Origin of the sequence: Pannonibacter sp. I15F10I1, assembly GCF_900185665.1 — a bacterium.
In the GTDB taxonomy this organism is placed as follows: Bacteria; Pseudomonadota; Alphaproteobacteria; order Rhizobiales; family Stappiaceae; genus Pannonibacter; species Pannonibacter indicus.
Genome location: NZ_FYAN01000019.1, coordinates 56,209 through 76,453 on the forward strand (window position 1 = coordinate 56,209; position 20,245 = coordinate 76,453).

Annotated in this window: 20 protein-coding genes; 7 read left to right on the forward strand and 13 right to left on the reverse strand. The window is 64.2% G+C overall.

The genetic code is table 11. The features are described 5' to 3' along the window. Positions 1–149 precede the first annotated feature (149 nt). The 4 genes from nadC to IF10I1_RS12615 all read right to left on the reverse strand — a co-directional run bounded on the left by nadC (position 150) and on the right by IF10I1_RS12615 (position 5,261). The gene (gene nadC / locus IF10I1_RS12600) at positions 150–1,010 is read right to left on the reverse strand and encodes a carboxylating nicotinate-nucleotide diphosphorylase (protein ID WP_186393093.1); all 861 of its coding nucleotides are present in this window, start codon (positions 1,008–1,010) and stop codon (positions 150–152) included. Continuing rightward, a complete protein-coding gene (locus IF10I1_RS12605; RefSeq protein WP_186393094.1) occupies positions 1,007–2,659 on the reverse strand; it encodes an L-aspartate oxidase in 1,653 nt (550 codons plus the stop codon). The genes nadC and IF10I1_RS12605 overlap by 4 nt, the downstream gene beginning before the upstream one ends. Before the next feature lie 142 nt (positions 2,660–2,801). Continuing rightward, a complete protein-coding gene (nadA, locus tag IF10I1_RS12610) occupies positions 2,802–3,887 on the reverse strand; it encodes a quinolinate synthase NadA (protein ID WP_186393095.1) in 1,086 nt (361 codons plus the stop codon). A gap of 297 nt (positions 3,888–4,184) precedes the next feature. Then, positions 4,185–5,261 (reverse strand): ISAs1 family transposase, encoded by a 1,077-nt coding sequence (locus IF10I1_RS12615; protein WP_186424526.1) that lies wholly within the window; start codon positions 5,259–5,261, stop codon positions 4,185–4,187. 475 nt (positions 5,262–5,736) lie between these two features. Between IF10I1_RS12615 and IF10I1_RS12620 the strand changes: the two genes are divergently transcribed. Continuing rightward, positions 5,737–6,960 (forward strand): MFS transporter, encoded by a 1,224-nt coding sequence (locus IF10I1_RS12620; protein WP_094462271.1) that lies wholly within the window; start codon positions 5,737–5,739, stop codon positions 6,958–6,960. Between the two features lie 183 nt (positions 6,961–7,143). Here IF10I1_RS12620 and IF10I1_RS12625 read toward each other — a convergent pair whose 3' ends face one another. The 4 genes from IF10I1_RS12625 to IF10I1_RS12640 all read right to left on the reverse strand — a co-directional run bounded on the left by IF10I1_RS12625 (position 7,144) and on the right by IF10I1_RS12640 (position 10,346). Further along, positions 7,144–8,124 (reverse strand): hypothetical protein, encoded by a 981-nt coding sequence (locus IF10I1_RS12625; RefSeq protein ID WP_058897783.1) that lies wholly within the window; start codon positions 8,122–8,124, stop codon positions 7,144–7,146. A gap of 14 nt (positions 8,125–8,138) precedes the next feature. Further along, positions 8,139–8,645, reverse strand: a complete 507-nt coding sequence (locus IF10I1_RS12630; RefSeq protein WP_186392954.1) for a tyrosine phosphatase family protein — start codon at positions 8,643–8,645, stop codon at positions 8,139–8,141. Between the two features lie 55 nt (positions 8,646–8,700). Beyond that, a complete protein-coding gene (locus IF10I1_RS12635; RefSeq protein WP_186392953.1) occupies positions 8,701–9,357 on the reverse strand; it encodes a YfbR-like 5'-deoxynucleotidase in 657 nt (218 codons plus the stop codon). 80 nt (positions 9,358–9,437) lie between these two features. Next, positions 9,438–10,346 carry a folate-binding protein YgfZ gene (locus IF10I1_RS12640; RefSeq protein WP_186392952.1) on the reverse strand — a complete coding sequence of 303 codons (909 nt, stop codon included), beginning with the start codon at positions 10,344–10,346 and terminating at the stop codon, positions 9,438–9,440. Between the two features lie 193 nt (positions 10,347–10,539). On the opposite strand from IF10I1_RS12640, the gene IF10I1_RS12645 reads away from it, so the two are divergent. The 4 genes from IF10I1_RS12645 (at position 10,540) to IF10I1_RS12660 (ending at position 15,797) form a co-directional block, all read left to right on the forward strand. Next, entirely contained in the window at positions 10,540–11,880 is a 1,341-nt protein-coding gene (locus IF10I1_RS12645) for a dihydroorotase (protein ID WP_186392951.1), read from the forward strand. 511 nt (positions 11,881–12,391) lie between these two features. Next, entirely contained in the window at positions 12,392–13,747 is a 1,356-nt protein-coding gene (locus IF10I1_RS12650) for a L,D-transpeptidase family protein (protein WP_186392950.1), read from the forward strand. A gap of 126 nt (positions 13,748–13,873) precedes the next feature. Further along, on the forward strand, positions 13,874–15,139 hold the full coding sequence (locus IF10I1_RS12655; RefSeq protein ID WP_186392949.1) for a DUF3419 family protein: 1,266 nt from the start codon (positions 13,874–13,876) through the stop codon (positions 15,137–15,139). Further along, on the forward strand, positions 15,132–15,797 hold the full coding sequence (locus tag IF10I1_RS12660; protein ID WP_186392948.1) for a class I SAM-dependent methyltransferase: 666 nt from the start codon (positions 15,132–15,134) through the stop codon (positions 15,795–15,797). The genes IF10I1_RS12655 and IF10I1_RS12660 overlap by 8 nt, the downstream gene beginning before the upstream one ends. Positions 15,798–15,852: 55 nt before the next feature. Here the strand turns inward: IF10I1_RS12660 and IF10I1_RS12665 are convergent, their stop codons facing one another. After that, positions 15,853–16,527: a hypothetical protein gene (locus tag IF10I1_RS12665; protein ID WP_208977654.1), complete on the reverse strand. Its 675-nt coding sequence runs from the start codon at positions 16,525–16,527 to the stop codon at positions 15,853–15,855. Between the two features lie 260 nt (positions 16,528–16,787). Here IF10I1_RS12665 and IF10I1_RS12670 point away from each other — a divergent pair, with 260 nt between their 5' ends. Continuing rightward, positions 16,788–17,375, forward strand: coding sequence for a LysE family translocator (locus IF10I1_RS12670; protein ID WP_208977287.1), 588 nt, complete (start codon positions 16,788–16,790; stop codon positions 17,373–17,375). Positions 17,376–17,467: 92 nt separating this feature from the next. Here the strand turns inward: IF10I1_RS12670 and IF10I1_RS12675 are convergent, their stop codons facing one another. From IF10I1_RS12675 to IF10I1_RS12690, 4 genes are all read right to left on the reverse strand, one after another. Next, positions 17,468–17,740, reverse strand: coding sequence for a hypothetical protein (locus IF10I1_RS12675; RefSeq protein WP_050471916.1), 273 nt, complete (start codon positions 17,738–17,740; stop codon positions 17,468–17,470). A gap of 169 nt (positions 17,741–17,909) precedes the next feature. Further along, complete coding sequence (locus IF10I1_RS12680) at positions 17,910–18,332, reverse strand: TIGR02301 family protein (protein WP_244284701.1); 423 nt, start codon at positions 18,330–18,332, stop codon at positions 17,910–17,912. A gap of 68 nt (positions 18,333–18,400) precedes the next feature. Beyond that, positions 18,401–18,826 carry an NUDIX hydrolase gene (locus IF10I1_RS12685; RefSeq protein WP_050471914.1) on the reverse strand — a complete coding sequence of 142 codons (426 nt, stop codon included), beginning with the start codon at positions 18,824–18,826 and terminating at the stop codon, positions 18,401–18,403. A gap of 18 nt (positions 18,827–18,844) precedes the next feature. Further along, positions 18,845–19,360, reverse strand: a complete 516-nt coding sequence (locus tag IF10I1_RS12690; RefSeq protein WP_186392946.1) for a hypothetical protein — start codon at positions 19,358–19,360, stop codon at positions 18,845–18,847. Between the two features lie 86 nt (positions 19,361–19,446). Between IF10I1_RS12690 and IF10I1_RS12695 the strand changes: the two genes are divergently transcribed. Then, entirely contained in the window at positions 19,447–20,214 is a 768-nt protein-coding gene (locus tag IF10I1_RS12695; protein ID WP_186392945.1) for an SOS response-associated peptidase, read from the forward strand. Positions 20,215–20,245: the final 31 nt, after the last annotated feature.

Consider the following 20,245-nt stretch of genomic DNA (forward strand, 5'->3'; position numbering starts at 1 on the left):
GCAGCGAAGCGGAGATCCGGGACCGGTGAGCCGAGGTTTGCCTGTTCTATAACGTCCTGAACCAATTGACACTCTGGCTCGCCGGTCCCGGATCGCGCGGGGCGCGTCCGGGATGACGATGGAGAGGTCAAGGCACTGGTTCTGCCCAATTACCCGATGCCGATATCGAGCCCCAGATCCAGAACCGGGGCGGAGTGGGTGATCCAGCCGGAGGAGATGAGGTCGACGCCAGCCTCGGCCACGGCGCGCACGGTGGTTTCGTCGATGCCGCCGGAAGCTTCCAGCAGCACCTTGCCGCCGGCGATGGCCACAGCCTCGCGCAGGCGGTCCGGGCCCATGTTGTCCAGCATGATGACGTCGGGCTTTGCCTCCAGCGCCTCGCGCAGCTGGTCCAGCGTGTCCACTTCCACCTCGATCTTCACCAGATGCCCGGCAAAGGCCTTGGCCGAGTGGATGGCTTTGGCGACGCCCCCCGCAACGGCGATGTGATTGTCCTTGATCAGGATCGCATCATCGAGGCCGAAGCGGTGGTTGGAGCCGCCGCCGCAGCGTACGGCATATTTTTCGAAGGCGCGCAGGCCCGGTGTCGTCTTGCGGGTGCAGACGATCTTCGCCTTCGTATGCGCAATGGCATCGGCAAAGCGGGCGGTCGCCGTGGCGATGCCGGAGAGGCGTCCGAGATAATTCAGCGCCACGCGCTCCGCCGCCAGCAGCGCCCGTGCCGGGCCGTCGATACGGGCGACGATGGCGCCCGGCGTCAGCCTTGCACCATCGCGGACCAGAACGTCCACCTTGAGCTTTGGCGAGGTGAGGGCAAAGGCGGTGATGGCAAGGTCGATGCCTGCCAGCACGCCGTTCTTGCGCGCGGCGATGACGGCGCTTGCCGATACATCCGGGCCGATGGTGGCCTGAGAGGTGATGTCCCCGGCACGGCCCCAGTCTTCCAGCAGGGCAGCGCGCACGGCGTCTTCCACCATCAGATGCGGCAGTTCGGGCAGGAAGGCGGTCATGCGCCTTCTCCCGCCATGTTGGCGAGGTCAAAGGCAGACAGCGGGTCCTTCACCGCCTCGCTGGCGCCTGCTGCGGCTGCGTTCACCTGATCCAGGGTCAGGAAGCTGCGCTTGGCCTGTGCCGGATCGGCCTGCGGGAAATCGGAACGGTAATGCGCGCCGCGGCTTTCCTTGCGCAGGAAGGCGGCGGCGGCCACGATCTTGCCCGCAATCATCATGTTGCGGATGGAGGTGCGCTGTACTCGCGCTTCGGCCGCAGCGATGCGGGCGAGGGCGGTCTGCAGCCCGTCCGCATCCCGCTCCACGCCCACCAGATCATTCATGGTCTGACGCAGGATGGAGATGGCGGTGCGCTCATCGTGGTTGCGCTGGCTGGGCAGGCCGGGTTCATCGTCCAGTTCTTCCCAATAGGCGGTGCGCGGGGTCGGCATCAGGCCCTGAATGTCCTCGGCGATGCGTGCGGCAAAGACCACGGCTTCCAGCAGCGAGTTGGAGGCCAGCCGGTTGGCGCCATGGGCACCGGTGGAGGCGACTTCGCCCGCAGCCCACAGGCCGTCCAGCGAGGTGCGGCCGTTCGCGTCCGTCAGCACGCCGCCCATGTGATAGTGCTCGGCCGGGGCAATCGGGATCGGCTGCGTCATCGGGTCGATGCCCGCGGCAATGCAGGTGGCGTAAACGGTGGGGAAGTGTTCGGCAAAGCCTGCGCCGATTGCCTCGCGGCAATCAAGGAACACGCCGCGCCCGGCGGCCCGCTCGCGGAAGACGGCGCGGGCGACGATGTCACGCGGGGCCAGTTCGGCCAGCGGATGCACCTTCTGCATGAAGCGCTCACCGGCGGCGTTCACGAGGATTGCGCCTTCGCCGCGCAGGGCTTCGGTGGCCAGCGGTGCCGGATCGCGGCCAAGATCCAGAGCGGTGGGGTGGAACTGCACGAATTCCGCATCCGCCAGCACGGCCCCGGCGCGGGCCGCCATGCCGAGGCCGTGGCCATTGGCCTCGCCCGGATTGGTGGTGACGGAATAGAGATGACCGATGCCGCCGGACGCCAGAACAACGGCCGGTGCCTGGAAGGCGAGACGCTCCAGCCCGCCGCGGCGGCGCGCCATCACACCCGTGACATAACGGCCTTCGGTGATCAGGCTTTCGCCGAGATACCCTTCGATGACGCGGATGGACGGCGTGTTGCGCACGGCCGTCACCAGCGCATCCATGATGGCGCGTCCGGCCATGTCGCCGCGCACCCGCACCACGCGGCTCTGGGAATGGGCGGCCTCCCGGGAGACCTGCAGGCGGCCTTCCAGATCCTTGTCGAAGGGCACGCCATAGCTCAGAAGGTCATGCACCCGGCGCGGCGCTTCCGCCGTCATCATGGCAACGATCTTGTCCTGGCAGATGCCGCCGCCCACGGCCAGCGTATCGGCGAGATGGCTTTCGGATGTGTCCCCGTCGGAAACGGCAGCGGCAATGCCGCCCTGCGCCCAGGCCGAGGAAGCCCCTTCACCAATCGGCGCATTGCTGATGATGGTGACGGGGCGCGGGCTGAGTTTCAGCGCGCAGAACAGGCCCGCAAGACCACCTCCGAGGATCACCACATCGTCCACGCCGCGCGCAGACAGGGAGGGGGCCAGGATTTCGCTACGTATTGCCATCGCAGGGGCTTTCCAAACGGCGCCGGAAGGCAGCTCCGCCTCCGGCCGCAAGGCCGCACCCGGACAGATGGGGGAGGGAAGGTCCGGGCGGGTCAGAAAACAGGACAGACCGGCACGCCAGGGTGACGCGCCGGCTTGCCGGTCAGCTCTTCAGGTTGATCATACGTTCCACCGCCCGGCGCGCAAGGCCTGCAACGGCGGGATCAACCGTGACTTCTTCCTTCATCTCGATCAGGGCATCGAGGATCTTGGACAAGGTGATGCGCTTCATGTGCGGGCACAGGTTGCAGGGGCGGATGTAGTCCACGCCCGGCGTCTCGCTCGCCACATTGTCCGCCATGGAGCATTCGGTGATCATCATCACCTTGGCGGGCTTCTTTTCCTTCACCCAGTCGATCATGTGCTTGGTCGAGCCGGCAAAGTCGGCTTCGTCCACCACTTCCGGCGGGCATTCCGGATGGGCAATGATCTTCACGTCCGGATCGATCTTGCGGTAGTCGCGCAGCTCCTGCGCGGTGAAGCGCTCATGCACTTCGCAGGCGCCATCCCAGACCAGCACTTCCACGTTGGTCTTGCGGGCGACATTGGCAGCCAGATACTTGTCCGGGATCAGGAACACCCGGTCCACGCCAAGGCTCTCCACCACTTCGACGGCATTGGACGAGGTGCAGCAGATGTCGCACTCGGCCTTCACGGCGGCAGAGGTGTTCACATAGGTGATGATCGGCACGCCGGGATTGCGCTCGCGCAGGGCACGCACATCTTCGGCAGTGATGGACTCGGCCAGCGAGCAGCCGGCGCGGCTGTCGGGGATCAGCACCGTCTTCGACGGATTGAGGATCTTGGAGGTCTCGGCCATGAAATGCACGCCGCACTGGACGATCACGTCCGCGCTGGTGCGCGTTGCCTCGACGGCCAACTGCAGGCTGTCGCCCACCACATCCGCCACGCCGTGATAGATGTCCGGCGTCATGTAGTTATGCGCCAGGATGACGGCGTTGCGCTCCTTCTTGAGCTTGTTGATCGCATGGATCGTCGGCGCAAGAGCGGGCCACTCGATGGCGGGGATGATGTGCTTGACCTTCTCGTAGATGGGCGCCGTCTCGCGCGCCACCTCTTCCGTATAGGCCAGGTCCGGACGGTTCACCGCACCATGACGGTCAATCGCCAGCTCCGCTGCAGGCCTGACCTCGCAGGCGGAACGTGAGGAAATCAGCGTGGTAGCCATAGGGCCGTACTCCCTTTGGAGCTCAGATCTATTATGCTCATTTTGAGCATATGGCCGGTAAAAGAAAACGGGACTGACCGCCCCTTGCCTGCCACCGTCTTTTGCTCTTCCTGAGCTTATATAGTCCTGCCCGCAGACCAAATCCACACTTTCTGCAGAAAAGTGTCATATTTTTGAAAAGATGATATTTTCCAGAGGCTTGTTTGTGTGCTGGCAATGGGTTGCGGATTGGAGCCCACCGTGTTGCATCTGGTTTCTGGCAGGGCGTCTCCGATCCCCTCCCCCTGGTGGGCAGGGCTATCGCATATGGCTGATGAGCGATGTGAGGAAGTCCTCGTCCCATCCAGCTTTTTTGATTTTCCGCCTGATTGAGGCCTTGTCAGGATGGGAGCGGATGACGTTGAGGGCGATTTTTCGCAGGAGGGCGATGTTCTGGGGTCCGTTGTCCTTGCGGTTTCTGGCGGCGTCCTCGCAGAAGTGGACGTCGAGGACCCAGTGCAGTTTGTTTTCGATGTGCCAATGGGTTCTGACGGTTTCGATGAGGGCGTCTGGCGGCATGATCCTGGACAGGAGGAAGAAGCGGACATGACTGGTCTGGGTGCCATCTGCATGAAGGCGGAAGGTCTCGACGGAGCCGACGGCCTGCAGCCCGGGGAAGCCGATATCCGTGGCGGCCACAACGCTGGCCCGGCGTGTCTCGGTCCGGTCATGGGCGGTTTTCGGGGCGAGCAGGATGCTGTCGATCCGGTCCCCGTCTTCGATGAGGGCTTTGGCCTGCTTCAGGAGGCTGGGCTGGTTGTCCTTGAGGGCCAGAACATAGTCACCGCCGGTGGCCAGAATGGCCCGTGCCGTGTCAGCCCTGCAGTGGAGGGCATCGGCCGTGACGGTGGCTCCGTCGAGCGTCAGCAGCGCGAGCGCGTCGAGAACGCCTTGCACTTCATTGCGGTTTGGCGCGGTCTTCTGGCCGATGACCAGACCGGCACCGGCAGCCCAGACGTTGACGAGGTGCAGCGGCGTTGCCTTGGCCCCGCGGCGGTAGGCGCCGCGCACGGCCTTGCCATCAATCGCCACCACCCCCTCGATCCCTTTGGCAAAGGTGGCCGTGAGACGGCGGAAGGCCGCCTCGAAGGCCTCGGTGTCAAGGTGGCGAAAGACGGTGGAGAAGGTGTCGTGGCTGGGAATGCCATGGGGCAGCGGCACGATCGACTTCAGCCATCTGCGCTTCGAATGGCCGAAGTCCTCCATGTCGGTACAGCTCTCGGCCCCGCAGATGATCGCCGCGATGGCGATGAACAGGATCGACGTCAACGGATGGCGCACGTTGCTGCTGCGCGGATCAGGCAAAGCTTCAAAACAAGCGGCAAATCTACTCATCGCGACCTCCTGGGACGGAGAACTCATGAATCGATTTGTCTCAGTAAAACAACCCCTTATTCGACATATGCGATTCCCCTGCCCCTTGAGGGGAGGGGTAGGGGTGGGGGTCTTCACTCAGGAGTTTGCATAATTGGCATCTACTCGGCGTCGCGAACTTAAAATGACAATACCTCGTGTTTTCAGTCTCTTACCCCCACCCCCGACCCCTCCCCTCAAGGGGGAGGGGGCTGACAGGCCGTGCCTTGAAGGTCAAACTGCCGCCTTCCCCGCGCCTCGAATGGCGTTCAACCGCGTTGTTTGCATGCAAGAGTCACTCGGGCAATGCATGCGCAAGCCCCTGTTCAAACGGCCCATAAGAAGCTCTCATCTCTGCATCACAAACATTCACTTGAGTGACAAAGGCGCAGGCGCATAGTAGCGGGCGAGGGGCTCATCACACGGCCCGGAGTGTGTGAATCGGAGAAACCGGGTCATGTCCGCCGCATCTGCGCCCGCAAGGGCCAATATTCCGCTGATCATCATCTGCGGCTGTGCCATTGCGCTTCTGTCCTTCGGGCCGCGCTCGACCATGGGCATGTTCTTCCAGCCGATGACCGAAGCGCGCGACTGGTCGCGGGAGATCTTCTCGCTGGCCATCGCCATCCAGAACCTGATGTGGGGCATCGGCCAGCCGGTGGCGGGCATGTTTGCCGACCGGTTCGGCACCTGGAAGACGATTGCGCTGGGCGCGGTGTTCTATGGCTTGGGCCTGTGGCTGATGGCGGACGCCACCTCGCCGGTGGCGCTGCACATGACCGGCGGCGTGCTGATCGGCCTTGGCATTGCCTTCTCCAGTTTCTCCATGGTGCTCGCCGCCTTTGCCCGCACGGTGACGCCGGAAAAACGCTCGCTCGCCTTTGGTGTCGGCACGGCCTCCGGTTCGCTGGGCCAGTTCCTGTTTGCGCCGCTGGGTGCGGGGCTGATTGCCGAAATCGGCTGGCACAACACGCTGCTGGCCTTCTCCGGCCTGATGGCGCTTCTCCCGCTGCTCGCCATCGCCCTGCGCGGCAAGCCGGATGCAGCCGCCTACGCCGGCACCAGCGCCGACCAGAACCTTAAGCAAGCCATCGCCGAGGCGTTCAAGACGCGGGGCTACCTGCTGCTGACGCTGGGCTTCTTCGTCTGCGGCTTCCACGTGGCTTTCATCACCGTGCATCTGCCGCCCTACATCTCCGACCTCGGACTGGATGCGCGCTGGGGCGGCTATGCCATCGCCCTCATCGGCCTGTGCAACATCGTGGGGTCGCTGGCGTCGGGCTATATCGGCACACGCCATTCCAAGCCGCATTTCCTGTCTCTGATCTATTTTGCCCGTGCGGTGGCCATCACCCTGTTCCTCATGGCCCCGGCCTCACCGGCCTCGGTGCTGATCTTCTCGGCGGCCATGGGCTTTCTGTGGCTGTCCACCGTGCCGCCCACGTCCGGCCTTGTGGCGGTCATGTTCGGCCCACGCTACATGGCAACGCTTTTCGGTTTCGTCTTCCTGTCGCACCAGATCGGCTCGTTCCTCGGTGTCTGGCTGGGCGGCAAGCTCTATGACGAACTGGGTTCCTATGATGCGGTCTGGTGGCTCGGCATCGCCCTCGGTCTTCTCGCGGCCATCGTCCACTGGCCGATCCGCGAACAACCCGTCGCCCGCCTCGCTGCGGCGGAGTGAGTGATCTGCACCTCTACCTCTCCATCGTCATCCCGGGCGCGCCTGCGCGATCCGGGATCGGAGAGCCGGGGTGCAAGTTGACTGGTTTTACAAATAGATAGGCCTCGGCTCACCGGTCCCGGATCTCCGCTTCGCTGCGTCCGGGAAGACGTTTGAGAGGATGTGCCGCTGTCTGGACTTATCTCATCGCCCACCAACCCTGAGCCCCGGGGCGGGGCGTTCTTTCAGGATTTCGCGGCGGAAGCGGAAGAGGGCGGCGGGGCGGCCGCCGGTGGCGGTGGAGGTGGCGCCGGTGGGCTCCACCAGTTCGGCGTTTTCCACGAGGCGGCGGAAGTTCTGCTTGTGCAGGTGCCGCCCGAAGATCGCTTCCACCGTCTGCTGCAATTCGGTGAGGGTGAAGGTGTCGGGCATCAGCTCGAAGATCACCGGGCGGTATTTCAGCTTGCCGCGCAGGCGCGAGAGGGCGGTGGCCAGCACCCGGCGGTGATCGAAACGCATGGGGCGGCCGAATTTCGGCAGATCCGGGCAGGCCAGCGCCTCGGGCCGCCCGTCACGCAGGGCCTCCTGCACAAGCCCGGCGCCATAGATCAGCTCATAGCGGTCAAGCGCGCGCTCTTCGTCCCAGCTGCCTTCATCCTCGCCAAAGGCAAGGCGGATGCGCTCGGCCCGGCCAAGGCCGCTGTGTGGCGCTTCCGGCGGCATGCGGCCGGAGGCAGCGTGCAGCGCGGGCAGAAGATCGCGGTCGAGCATCGCAGGCCGCCCGTCGCGCCAGTCTTCCCAGGGGAAATAGTCATACCAGGACCGCCAGGAGGAATGATGCTGCGACAGCACATCCTCGCTGTCCGCGCTCTTGCGGGTGAGGGCGAGATAGCCGACGGACACCACATGCGGGCCGCTGTCGCCGCTGGTCATGTGGCGGCCCCGGTCGCCGAAGGTGTAAAGCTGCTCCACATAGCCGATGGTGAGGGCGGTCTGTTCCTCCACCCAGGTGCGCAACCCGCTTTCAAAGGTGCGGTGATGCAGCGGATCGAAAGGGCCGAAGGGCAGGCCCTCGGCCTCGTCCTCTCCGCCACCGGCAAAGGTGACGACCTGCGGCACGCCCTCGCGCACGGCCACGATCACGGCATTCAGGCCGATCTCGATGGTTGCCGTGGTCTGGTTCATCCGCGCCCGCTCCTTCAGGCCAGAGGCATTTCGAAGGGTGTGCCCTCGAAGGCATCTGCCCCGCGGCCGATGGCCCGGATCGCCTCGATCATGCGCCCGTCGCGGGCAAGCATGCGGTCGGCAATCGCCACCAGCCTTGCATTGGGCGTGGCGGAGGGCGCACGGGCACGCAGAACCGAGGCAAGCTCCGCCTCATCCGCATCCGGCGTCAGCGCACAGGCGGTGATGAAGGCGCCCGCCGTGGACCGGCTGATTCCTGCCCAGCAATGGATGACCAGCGGGGCGGATTTGTCCCAGCCCTGCACGAAGTCGAGAAGGGAGCTCACATGCGCTTCGCCGGGCGGCACGAGTCCTTCCACTGGATCTATGATGTCGTTGAAACCAAGGAACAGGTGATTGTCCGGCGCAATGGCAGCAGGCCGCTCCACCGGCGTTCCGGCATTGATCAGGCTGACCATGCGGGTGGCGCCCGTCCGCTCCACCGTTTCCTTGAGGCGGGAAAGAGAAGACACGTAAAGCATCAATCGGTCATCCTGAAACTGTGTCTTTGGAGAGTAACCTTTTTACACCCCTGCGTCACCGCCCGCGCGCGGCCTTCTGCGGCGTGTTTGCGGCAAGGGCGGCTATGGCCTCGAAGCGTTCGGTGAAGGCAATCTGGGCGGCAGCTGCGGGCATCGGTTCAAGGCCAAGGCGTGGAGCACTGGCTGGACCGGTGCCGAAGCCCTTGGGCCGTCCGAAGATCTTGCCTGCCTCCTCATCACCGAATCCTGCCAGTTCCACCGCCTCGAAATAAGCGCAGATGATATCGGCCTTCTTCGCCAGTTTCTTGACAGCCTCCGGCAGCTTGCCCGGCAGGCCGAAACGCCTGTGGATGGCTTCCTGCAGACGGCCTTCCACCAGCTTGTAGTCGCCGCCCATCACCGCCTTGAAGGGGGAGATCATGTCGCCGATCACATATTCCGGTGCATCGTGCAGCAGCACCGCAAGGCGCCACTGCGGGGTCAGGTCCGGCTTCAGCTGCAGGGCGATGTCTTCCACCACGAGGCTGTGCTGGGCGACGGAAAAGGCGTGATCGCCGTGCGTCTGGCCGTTCCAGCGGGCGACACGGGCAAGGCCGTGGGCAATGTCGGACAGCTCCACATCCAGCGGCGAAGGGTCCAGCAGGTCGAGCCTGCGGCCGGAAAGCATGCGCTGCCAGGCGCGGGGCGGAAGTTCGGGGCGGTCGGCAGCCATGGATGCTCCGTCAGTCTGGGGCCGGTCAGTCTGGGGCCCGTCAGTCTTGGGCCAGTGCGGCGAAAGGGTTGAAGGGCTGATCAGGCGCTGTCCGTGCCTGCGCCGCTGCCGCTTTCGGGCCAGGTGAAACGCGCCCAGCCGGGCAGCGTGGCATCAAGCGCCGTTCCGGCAGCGGTCAGCTGGACGCCCTTGTCGAGGGCTGCCTTCACCTTGTCAAGCCGCAGCAACGCCAGTCCCCGGCCGCCTGAGGATGAGCCAAGCGTGCCCACCTCCTGCTCCCCGGCCAGAACCGGGCTGCCCATGGCGGGCAGGGCCTCTGCCGCTTCCACCCTGACGAAGCGCTTGCGGGCCGTAGAGCGGTGCTCCATGCGCGAGACGATCTCCTGCCCCACGTAGCAGCCCTTGCGGAAGGAGACGCCGTTCAGCTGGTCCATGTCCGCGTCGTGCGGGAAGATCTCGCCATAGGCAAAGTCGCTTTCCGCCTCCGGTACGCCAAGGCTGATGCGGTGGGCATGCCAGTCTGCGGGCTCTGCCCCCTGCAAGCCGAGGCCTTCCAGAATGCCTGCCAGCCCCTTCGGCCCGGCAACCCGCAGGCCCAGTTCAGCAAGGCGCGGGTCGGCTGCGGCCAGCACCGCCGGTGCCAGTGGCATAGCAGGCAGGGCATCGCCGAAGACCACCGCCACCTCATGGGTGGCGGTGCAATCCTCCAGCGTCACCTTGGCGCGAAGCCGGTAGAAGCCGAGCCGCTTCACAAGCGCTGCCACCTGCGAGGCCGGCGTATCGAGCAGGAAGCCGTCCGCATCCTTCAGCACCAGAAAATCGAACAGGATCTTGCCCTGCGGTGTCAGCAGCGCGGCAAAGGCAGCTTCGCCCGCTGTGAGGGCTTCCACATCACGTGTCAGCAGGTTCTGCAGGAAATGCGTGGCTTCCGGCCCGCTCACCCGCATGAGGCCTCGGTCAGGCAGAAGGGCAAAACGGGTAGCGGACATGAGAGGCTCCAGTGAAACTGCGTATATCTCTCCCGTTGAGATAGCCCCGCGCCCGCCCGGCGGCAAGGCGCGGCGTCATCGGGCAGGCTCTTTCCCGAAAAGCCTGTGGACCCGTGCGCCCTGCCAATCGTATAAGCGCGCCAGAAAAAGCCGTGCGCCAAGGCCCGCGCCGAAGATGGAAGAGGAGTCATCAATGTCTGCTGCCCATGATCTCATTCTCACCGGCGCCACGGTCGTCAATCAGGACGGCACGGCCATCCGCGATGTGGCCGTGCGCGGCGGGCGCATTTCCGCCATCGGTGATCTGCGCGGCGAGACAGCGGCGGAAGTCATCGACTGCAAGAGCCTGACCATTCTGCCGGGCGTCATCGACACGCAGGTGCATTTCCGCGAGCCGGGCCTCACCCACAAGGAAGACCTTGAAACCGGTTCCCGCGCCGCCGTCATGGGCGGTGTGACGGCGGTGTTCGAGATGCCGAACACCAACCCGAACACCACCACGGCCGAAACGCTGGCGGCAAAAGTGGCGGCGGGCCATCACCGCATGCACTGCGACTTTGCCTTCTTCGTCGGCGGCACGGCGGAAAACATCGAAGAAATTCCGATGCTGGAAAAGCTGCCGGGCGCAGCCGGCATCAAGGTGTTCATCGGTTCGTCCACCGGCAACCTGCTGGTGGAGGATGACGAGAACCTGGCGAAGATCCTGAAGAAGATCACCCGCCGCGCCTCGTTCCACTGCGAGGACGAAATGCGCCTGCGCGACCGGATGAACCTGCGCGTGCCGGGTGATCCCCGCTCGCACCCGGTCTGGCGCGATAAAACGGCGGCGCTGCTGGCCACCCAGCGCCTCGTGACGCTCGCCCGCCGCCTCGGCAAGCGGGTGCATGTGCTGCATATTTCCACCGGCGACGAGATGGAATATCTGGCGGACCACCGCGATGTGGCCAGCACGGAAGTCACGCCGCATCACCTGACGCTGTTTGCCCCGGACTGCTACGAGCGGCTGGGTACCTATACCCAGATGAACCCGCCGGTGCGTGATCTATCGCATCAGAAGCGCCTGTGGTGGGGCGTCAATCAGGGTGTCGCCGATATTCTCGGCTCCGACCATGCCCCGCACACCCGCGAGGAAAAGGACCACGCCTATCCGGGCTCCCATTCCGGCATGACGGGCGTGCAGACGCTGGTGCCGACGATGCTCGATCACGTCAATGCCGGGCGGCTGACGCTGGAGCGTTTTGTCGACATGACCAGCGCCGGCCCCGCCCGCCTGTTCAACATGGCGCGCAAGGGCCGCATTGCCGTTGGCTATGACGCCGATTTCACCATCGTCGACATGAAGCGCAAGGAAACCATCCGCAACGAGTGGATCGCCTCCCGCGTGGGCTGGACGCCCTATGACGGCGTGGAAGTCACCGGCTGGCCCGTCGGCACCTTCGTGCGCGGCCACAAGGTGATGTGGCAGGGCGAACTGACCACCCCCTCGCAGGGCGAAACCGTCCACTTCCAGGACGCCCTCCAGCCGCAGGGCTGAGGGAAGTAGCCCGAGCTGTCAGGCTGGCAGGGCGGGGTGGCGGTCTGGCCTTTACGGCACGGCGTTTCAGCCCCCCTCCCCCTGGTGGGGAGGGGTTAGGGGTGGGGGGAAGGGCCTTTACGGCTGGCAGAGTATTAATAAATTTCATACAGCTGCTCCTCCTGATGCCTTTTCAGGTATTTGTCTGTCTTTCATATCGTTTTCGGCTCAGAGCCCCCCACCTCTTACCCCTCCCCACGAGGGGGAGGGGGGCGGAGACGTTCAGCCGCGAACCAGGTGCATCACTTCGGGCGGTTGATGCATAGAAGCCTGCGGCCGCGCCGTTCGCGTGCCTCTCCCTCTTCAAATCCGGCGAAAATGTGACGGGCGCCACAGCGGGTTCAGGGTTAAGCTTCTATGACCGGAACCGGTCAAATCCGCATACTTCGGTAACCCTGTTCCCTAACCCTAAGTACACGGAGCGTGGGTAAGGTGAGTGCGGGCTGACGGGTATGGCGTAGATGAGGCTCGCATGGTGATGGAGACGGCAACAGGATTGGTGGACGGCGGAGCGATGCGCGAGCGCATCTGGCGCGTGGCGCTGATGACGGGCTGTGCTCTTGCCATGATGCATTTCGCAGTTCCGCAGGCGAGAGCCGAAGGCCCGGCCGGGCTGAAGCAGATCGCGGGGCTGGCGAAGCCTGCCGAAGCCAGCATGACCGCCGGTGCAGCGGAAACGCTGCAGGGGGCCGTTGAGATCAGCGATCCCGAGCATCCGATGCAGATCGTCGTGTCCTTGCGCGAGCAGAACCTCAAGGTCTATCGCGGGCTGGAGCTTGTCACTTCCACGCCGGTGTCCTCCGGCAAGACCGGGCACAGCACGCCGACGGGCGTGTTCTCCATTCTCGAAAAGCGCCGCAAGCATTTTTCCAATCTCTATGACAACGCGCCGATGCCCTACATGCAGCGGCTGACCTGGTCCGGCATCGCTCTGCACGAGGGCAAGCTGCCCGGTTATCCGGCCTCGCATGGATGTGTGCGCCTGCCGATGCGCTTTGCCCAGGATCTCTTCACCATGACCCGGCACGGCATGCATGTGGTGATCACCAATGGCGAGACCGTTCCGGCGGCGATTGCTCACGCAGCCCTGCCTCAGCCCTATCAGCCGGGCACGGCGGTGGCCAGCCTTGATGAGAGCGTCCTGCCGGAAGGGCAGGGGCTGCGCGGCTCCATCATGACGGACAGCGGCGGCACGGGGCCGGTCGTCACCGGATCCATCGAGCCTCAGACACCGGCGCAGGGCGCTGCTGCGGCCGATTTCGGCACGCCGCTGCGCATGATCATCCTGCCCCGCCCCTCGGGCCGGGAAATCCACGACCTGCAGGCCATGCTGAACCGGCTCGGCTTCGAGGCGGGCCCCGTCGATGGCGTCATGGGCCGCAAGACGCGGGATGCAATCCGTCTGTTCCAGGAAGGCTACGAGCTGCCGGTCACCGGCAATTACAGCCTCAGCCTGTTGAAGCGGGTCTACCGCGAGGCGGGCGAGGATCTGCCGCTGAACGCGGAACTGCGCATCCGGGCGAAGTTCAAGGACATCTATCAGGCAGGCGTCACCCTGAAGGATCCGAAGGCGCCCATCGGCACCGTCATCTTCACCGCGCTGGGCTTCAAGCCCGGAGACAGCGAAACCGGCTGGATGGCCGTGGTGGCGGAAGAGGCCGAAGGCATGACGCCGGCGCGCATCCTCGACCGGATCGACATGCCCGCCACTGTGCGCAAGGAGGTTGGCGCCATGCTGACGCCGGGCTCCTCGCTTATCGTCACCGACCGGTCGTTCCTGCGCAACACCGGCCTTGGCACCGACTTTGTGGTGACGACGGCGAAGTGATCTGGCAGAGCAGCTTAAAGGCTGTCCCGGCCGTCATGTCTCTGTCGCGTGTCTGCAGTATCGCTCCCCCTCAGGTTCTTATCCGGCGGAAGAATCGCCGGTGGGCAGTCCCTGAGGGAGCGAACAATGCCGGTGAGCACGCTTGAAGCATCGAAAGCCAGACTGAAGAAGGCCGTCCACCGGTCCAGCGCCACGTCCCGCGAGGGCTTTCTGGAGCGCATGTTCACCTTCGCCTTCAAGGGGCTGGTCTATCCGCAGATCTGGGAAGACCCGGATGTGGATCTGGAGGCGCTGCAGCTCAAGCCGCATTCGCGCATGGTCACCATCGCCTCCGGCGGCTGCAACGTCATGTCCTATCTGACGGCCGATCCGGCGGCGATCACGGCGGTGGATCTCAACCGCGCCCATGTGGCGCTGGGCCGTCTGAAGCTGGCTGCCGCGCAGCACCTGCCGAACCATGACAGCTTCTACCGTTTCTTCGGCGAAGCGGACGAGAAGGCGAACATCGCCGCCTACGAGCGCTTCCTGCGTGACAAGCTGGATGCGGAAACCCGCAGCTATTGGGAAGGCCGGGGCATCAGCGGGCTTGGCCGCCGCCGCATCACCCTGTTCTCGCGGGATCTCTATCACCACGGTCTGCTGGGCTATTTCATCGGCGTGGGCCATTTCGTCGCCCGCCTCTACGGCATCGACCCGAAGCATTTCGTCCGCGCCCGCACGCTGGATGAGCAGCGCAGCTATTTCGAGACGGCGCTGGCGCCCCTGTTCGACAAGCGGCTGGTGCGCTGGGCAACCTCCAAGAAGATGTCGCTCTATGGCCTCGGCATTCCGCCCGCCCAGTATGAGGCGCTGGTTTCCGCCAGCCCGACGGGCGACATGTCCGATGTGCTGAAGCAGCGGCTGCAGAAGCTCGCCTGTGATTTCTCGCTCTCGGACAACTATTTCGCCTGGCAGGCCTTCAACCGGGGCTATGCGCCGCAGGGCGGGGATGAGAGCACGGGTGCCTCCGGTCCGCTGCCGCCCTATCTGAAGCGTGAGCATTTCGATGCCATCCGCGAGCGGGCCTCCCGCGTCGAGGTGGTCAACCGCAGCTTCACCGAACATCTGGAAGGCGAAGTTCCAGCCACTCTCGACGCCTATGTCTTGCTCGATGCGCAGGACTGGATGACCGACGATCAGCTGAACGCCCTGTGGGCCCAGATCACCCGCACCGCCCGCCCCGGCGCCCGCGTCATCTTCCGCACCGCCGCAGAGCCGACGCTCCTGCCGGGCCGCGTGCACGATGCGATTCTGGACCGCTGGACCTACGAGGCGGAGAAGAGCCTTGAGCTGGGCCGCCGCGACCGTTCCTCCATCTATGGCGGGTTCCATCTCTATGTCTTCAATGGATGAACCCCGCAGCCAGAGCGGCGCTTCCGCTGCGCTGATGGACAGCGTGTACCGCAACCAGCGGCACATCTATGATCTGACGCGCAAATACTACCTCTTGGGCCGCGACCGGCTGATCGCCCGGCTGGCGCCGCCTGCAGGTGGTTCCGTACTGGAACTTGGCTGCGGCACGGGCCGCAACCTGATCGAGGCGGCGCGGCTCTATCCCGATGCCCGGTTCTACGGCCTCGACATTTCGCGCGAGATGCTGGCAACGGCAGACGCGAATATCCGCCGCGCCGGGCTGGAGGACCGTATCCGGCTCGCCTGCGGCGATGCTTCGGCTTTTGACGCAGAAGCCCTGTTTGGCCGGGACAGCTTCGACCGGGTGTTCATGTCCTACACCCTGTCGATGATCCCGCCCTGGCGCGAGGCGATGGCAGCCGGCTTTGCGGCACTGGCACCGGGCGGGCAGCTGTCGGTGGTGGATTTCGGCCAGCAGGAGCGTCTGCCGGGTCTTTTCCGCCGCCTGCTGCATGCCTGGCTGGCGAAATTCCACGTCACGCCACGGGCGGATCTGTCCGGCGCCGTGGAGGCTCTTGCCGGGCAGCACAAGGCGCGCTGCGAGGCCGGTTCGCTCTATCGCGGTTATTCGGTCTGGGCGGAAGTCACCCGCGTTTGAACCGCCGCGAGGGCCTGTCCAACTCCCGGTCCTTGGAACTCACCGGGAGTTGGCTTCATTCGCCCGCGACGAAATAATGCAACGTGCCGTCCGGACCAATGCCGACACGGTAGAACAGCCAAGCGCCGTAAGCGTCCATTTCCGCGAAATCGGCGGCGGTGACAATACGGTACATCTCCACCTTCTGCTCCGGTGTCAGCTTGTCGAAGGGGTAGCGGGCGAAATAGGGCCAGATGTACATTTCCTGCGGGGTTCCGGCGTCCACATGCACCCAGCCCGCTTCCATCACGTCCAGAAGGATCGCGAGGATTTCCTGGCCCTGCCCATCGCCGGAACTGTGCTTCAGGAACTCGATCGGGTCACCGATTTCCGCCAGGGACAGGGTCGGCATCATCTCGTTGCCTTCCAGCACCATGCGCATGCGCTCGACGTCGCCGCTGCGGGCCGCTTCCGTCAACTGGTCCCGCATGCGGGCGACAGGCGCCGGCAGGCCCTCCGGTCCGTAATGCACCTCAGGGACAGGGAGCAGGTTCTGCGGAGAGACTTCCGAAGACTGGCCTTCTTCCGGGCTTTCGATGCCCTCGGCCGGATCAGCCTCATCCATGGGGCCGCCCGCATCATCCGCGCCGGCCTCATCGGGGATTGGGGGCAAGAGATCTTCCGGAGGAATGGCCGGGTTGCCGGAGGCATTCTGCTCCGGCGGGGTGACCAGGATCGTCTCGGTTCTCACGGTCGCAGCTTCCGCAGCCGGAAGCAGCAGGAGTGCAAAACAGAGGGTGGCAATGCAGTTGCGCAGCATGGTCAGACTCAGCCGGGAAGATTTTCAACGACTATACGCAGCCGCAGCGGAAAGGCCATTCAAAAGAGCCTGCGCGCTTGGCATCCTGTCCTCCTTTCGTTAAACCGCAGGCACATGTGCCATTTTTGCCAGAGTTTTCCTGCATGACGCCATCGCTTTCATATGCACTGCTTGGACTGGCAATTGGCGTGATGACCAGCGCTCCCGTCGGGCCCGTGAACATCATGGCGCTGCGAAGGGCCCTTCACCGGGGCTTCCGGTCTGGTTTTCTCGTCGGTCTTGGGGCCGTTGCGGCAGACACGCTGTTCGCGGCCGCCGCACTTTTCGGCATTTCGGTTGTGGCCGAGTTCGTCGAACTGCACGAGACGGCCATCAAGCTGGTGGGGGCGAGCGTTCTGGTCGTATTTGGCATTGCGGTGCTGCGCAGCCATCCGCACATGGATACGCAAAAGAGCAAATTCGATCACACCCTGCTGCGTGATGCGCTGGCTGCCTTTGTCATGACAATCACCAATCCGGGTGCGATTCTGGGGTTTCTGGCGATCTTCGGCAGTCTTGGCGACTGGGCTCCGCAGCCGGGCAGGCATCTGGATGCACTGAGCATGATCTGCGGTGTGGCGGCGGGGGCTTGCCTGTGGTGGGCCGTCGTGGCCGGAGGGGCAAGCGCGCTGCGTGATCGCTTTACAGACCGCTGGCTTGAAATGGTGAACCGGGCCGCCGGTGCCGTGCTGATTCTCTTTGCGGCCGGAATCCTTGTCAGCCTGCTGGGCGTTTTCTGAGCGTGAAGGGCTGGAAAAGGCTGATCAGAGGATCAAAAAAGATCATTGGGGGAGCGCAGGGGCCGTGTCTCGCGCTCCGCCGTTCGCCGGCGTCACTGAAGGACGCGATTGACCGAATAGTCACCGCGCAGAATACGCTCCGGCAGACCTTCTGCCAGCTTGGCAACTGCATCTTCGCCGTAAGTGGAAACAAGATCGGCGAGCGCAGTAAACATGGCTGCGTGAGCAACAGCATCCGTATCAACGCCGCAGGCAATCGCCTCGGACCATGCATCCTGAATGAAACCAAGCGCAGCACGGCGAATATCGTCGTCTTCAAGGTATTGGACGTCCGCAGACATCTCGCTGAATTCGTCGTTGGTCATGCTGTCCCTTAGGTCTTTGCCGCTTTCGCTTCGGATGAGTCGGTGCCGTTCCCCGAATCTGCGAAGACCTTACCATGGGAAGACTACGCGGGAAGCGAGTGTGAAGGCCTTCTTAACGTCCACCCACAAATTATACGTGGAGGGTTAAGCCTTTGGTAACGGAGCGCGGCTAGCGCGCATAACGGGCCGCAACATCGCGGCTCAGCTTCTCGCCTTCCTGGACATAGGCGTTCATGGCGGCCCGTGCAGCGGGCGTACAGCTTTGATACACCGAAGAAAATCCGCGATAACCGAGGTTGAAGCGCTCGATGTGGCGGCGCTTGCGCACTTCCCCCTGCATTTCGGCTGCCAGCAGGTCTTCCATCCGCTCCCGCCAGCTTGGCGCATCATCGCGTCCGCACAGGGGGCGCAGAAAATGCAGAGCGCCGAGGATTTCCGACAGGCGGAGCAACTGGCGTTCATAAGGGGCTTCGGACTGAGTATCCTGCGCACGAACCGGCAAAGCCGCGAGCATCAGGACAGCCGCTGCAAAGCCGGCAAGGGCTCTTATGGTCATGCGGCGCCGGGCGCTGGTGTGTGTGCTGGAGTCCATTGGGTCCCTGCCTGTCCGGCAGGATAATGGGCTGCAAGGACCGGCGGTGCAAGGCCGCGGTTGTCCCGTCAACAGGCCATCAGTTTCCGGATGCGTTCGGCAGTGCCTGGCGTCATTTCAAGGCTGCCGAGCGCGGAGAGGGGCTTGAAGCAGGCCTCTGCCGCATCATCGCCCGCGATGGGCTCGCCTGAGACATGCGCGCCCATGAAGATGGTCAGATGAAACCGGGCCCGAATCGCCCCGCTTTCGTCCCGGCTGTCGATGGTAAGCGTTCCGGCCGGCTCTCCCAGCTCTGCGGTGACGCCGGTTTCCTCCAGAAGTTCGCGCTGTGCCGCCTGTAGAGGAGTCTCACCAGCCTCCAGCTTGCCGCCCGGCAGGCTCCAGTATCCTGCATAGGGCGCCTTGCCCCGCCGGATGATCAGAACGTCCCCATTCCTGTGGCAGAGGATGCTGACACCGGGAACAAGTGGAGGAGGAGGGAGCGTCCCGGACATGGTTCAGGCAAACCGGCTTCAGGCAAACAGGGCGTCGATTTCCGCCTGCGCTTCCGAGCCTTCGTGGGCGGGGACATCCTGCGCGCTGATATGGCCGTGGATGACGCCGCTGGCCATGGCGATCAACGGCTTGATCTCGTTTGTCGCCTTCTCCGCCAGCTCAAAGGCGACCTCCGACGGTGACACAGCGCTGCGAATCATGTCCTGCGAATTCAGCACCGCCGAATTGATTCCGGAAACGAGCGTTTCCAGATGCGCGCGCAGACGCACGGGGGCGGCATGATAGGCCTCAATGGCAAGCTGGCGTTCGGAGAAACTGGAGTTCTCGAAATGGGTCTCGTAGTCCGCCGGGCTCCAGGCGAGCACGTCCTCGGCGCATTCCGGCATGGCCGGGAGCATTTCGAGCAGCATCACCACTTCGTTGAAGTGGTTCAGATAGTCGGTTGCAAGGCCAGTCGCCGGGTTGATATTGGCTTTGGCAAGCCGCTCGGCGGACAGATCGCCGGTGCCCAGCACTGGATCCTCCTGCGTCATGCCATCCCCCCGGTTGAACTCTACTTCTCCCGAACCTAACCTGCCTTTGTTGCCAAAGAACTAATCAGATCACTGCAAGGATTTTCATGTGCGGACGCTTCACCCTGACGTCATCCCCGCAAGCGCTGGAGCAGCTGTTTGACTACCGGGACCGGCCGGACTTTCCGCCGCGTTACAATATCGCCCCCACCCAGCCGGTTGCCACCGTCCGGCATGAGCATGGCCAGCGGCGGTTCGCGCTGGTGCGCTGGGGACTTATTCCCGGCTGGGTGAAAGATCCGGCCAGCTTTACCCTCCTGGTCAATGCGAGGGCGGAGACGGCAGCGGAAAAGCCTTCGTTCCGTGCGGCCATGCGCCATCACCGCTGCCTCGTGCCGATGGACGGCTTTTACGAATGGCGCCGCACCGGGGCACAGAAGCAGCCCTTCTTCATCCGGCCTGCGGGCGGCGGGTTGATGGCGGTGGCCGGGCTGTGGGACACATGGTCCGATCCGTCGGGCGGCGAGATCGACACCGGCGCCCTGCTGACCGTGCCTGCCAACCGCGCCATGCAGGCCGTGCACGACCGCATGCCGGCCATTCTTTTCGAACAGGATTTCGACGCCTGGCTGGATACGGGGCAGGTGAGGGCGGAGGAAGCGCGCCGCCTGCTGCGGCCGGTGGCGGATGACTATCTGGAGTTCATCCCCGTATCGTCCCGCGTCAACAGTGCCGCGCAGGATGATCCGGGGCTGACCGAGCGGGCCGCCGGGGCGGCGCCCGATGCTGCCTCTGAAAAAGCTCCGAAAACCCGTCCCGCCCGCAGAAAGGCGCAAGAAGACGGTGGCAATTCCGGTCAGCTTGATCTTTTCTAGGAAAATTGCTGTTTTCTTTGGCGTGCTATAC

Excerpts from the sequence above, each read along its gene's own strand:
- nadC (WP_186393093.1), bottom strand. The coding sequence starts at position 1,010 with ATGACCGCCTTCCTGCCCGAACTGCCGCATCTGATGGTGGAAGACGCC.
- IF10I1_RS12605 (WP_186393094.1), bottom strand. The coding sequence starts at position 2,659 with ATGGCAATACGTAGCGAAATCCTGGCCCCCTCCCTGTCTGCGCGCGGC.
- nadA (WP_186393095.1), bottom strand. The coding sequence starts at position 3,887 with ATGGCTACCACGCTGATTTCCTCACGTTCCGCCTGCGAGGTCAGGCCT.
- IF10I1_RS12615 (WP_186424526.1), bottom strand. The coding sequence starts at position 5,261 with ATGAGTAGATTTGCCGCTTGTTTTGAAGCTTTGCCTGATCCGCGCAGC.
- IF10I1_RS12620 (WP_094462271.1), top strand. The coding sequence starts at position 5,737 with ATGTCCGCCGCATCTGCGCCCGCAAGGGCCAATATTCCGCTGATCATC.
- IF10I1_RS12625 (WP_058897783.1), bottom strand. The coding sequence starts at position 8,124 with ATGAACCAGACCACGGCAACCATCGAGATCGGCCTGAATGCCGTGATC.
- IF10I1_RS12630 (WP_186392954.1), bottom strand. The coding sequence starts at position 8,645 with ATGCTTTACGTGTCTTCTCTTTCCCGCCTCAAGGAAACGGTGGAGCGG.
- IF10I1_RS12635 (WP_186392953.1), bottom strand. The coding sequence starts at position 9,357 with ATGGCTGCCGACCGCCCCGAACTTCCGCCCCGCGCCTGGCAGCGCATG.
- IF10I1_RS12640 (WP_186392952.1), bottom strand. The coding sequence starts at position 10,346 with ATGTCCGCTACCCGTTTTGCCCTTCTGCCTGACCGAGGCCTCATGCGG.
- IF10I1_RS12645 (WP_186392951.1), top strand. The coding sequence starts at position 10,540 with ATGTCTGCTGCCCATGATCTCATTCTCACCGGCGCCACGGTCGTCAAT.
- IF10I1_RS12650 (WP_186392950.1), top strand. The coding sequence starts at position 12,392 with ATGGTGATGGAGACGGCAACAGGATTGGTGGACGGCGGAGCGATGCGC.
- IF10I1_RS12655 (WP_186392949.1), top strand. The coding sequence starts at position 13,874 with ATGCCGGTGAGCACGCTTGAAGCATCGAAAGCCAGACTGAAGAAGGCC.
- IF10I1_RS12660 (WP_186392948.1), top strand. The coding sequence starts at position 15,132 with ATGGATGAACCCCGCAGCCAGAGCGGCGCTTCCGCTGCGCTGATGGAC.
- IF10I1_RS12670 (WP_208977287.1), top strand. The coding sequence starts at position 16,788 with ATGACCAGCGCTCCCGTCGGGCCCGTGAACATCATGGCGCTGCGAAGG.
- IF10I1_RS12675 (WP_050471916.1), bottom strand. The coding sequence starts at position 17,740 with ATGACCAACGACGAATTCAGCGAGATGTCTGCGGACGTCCAATACCTT.
- IF10I1_RS12680 (WP_244284701.1), bottom strand. The coding sequence starts at position 18,332 with ATGGACTCCAGCACACACACCAGCGCCCGGCGCCGCATGACCATAAGA.
- IF10I1_RS12685 (WP_050471914.1), bottom strand. The coding sequence starts at position 18,826 with ATGTCCGGGACGCTCCCTCCTCCTCCACTTGTTCCCGGTGTCAGCATC.
- IF10I1_RS12690 (WP_186392946.1), bottom strand. The coding sequence starts at position 19,360 with ATGACGCAGGAGGATCCAGTGCTGGGCACCGGCGATCTGTCCGCCGAG.
- IF10I1_RS12695 (WP_186392945.1), top strand. The coding sequence starts at position 19,447 with ATGTGCGGACGCTTCACCCTGACGTCATCCCCGCAAGCGCTGGAGCAG.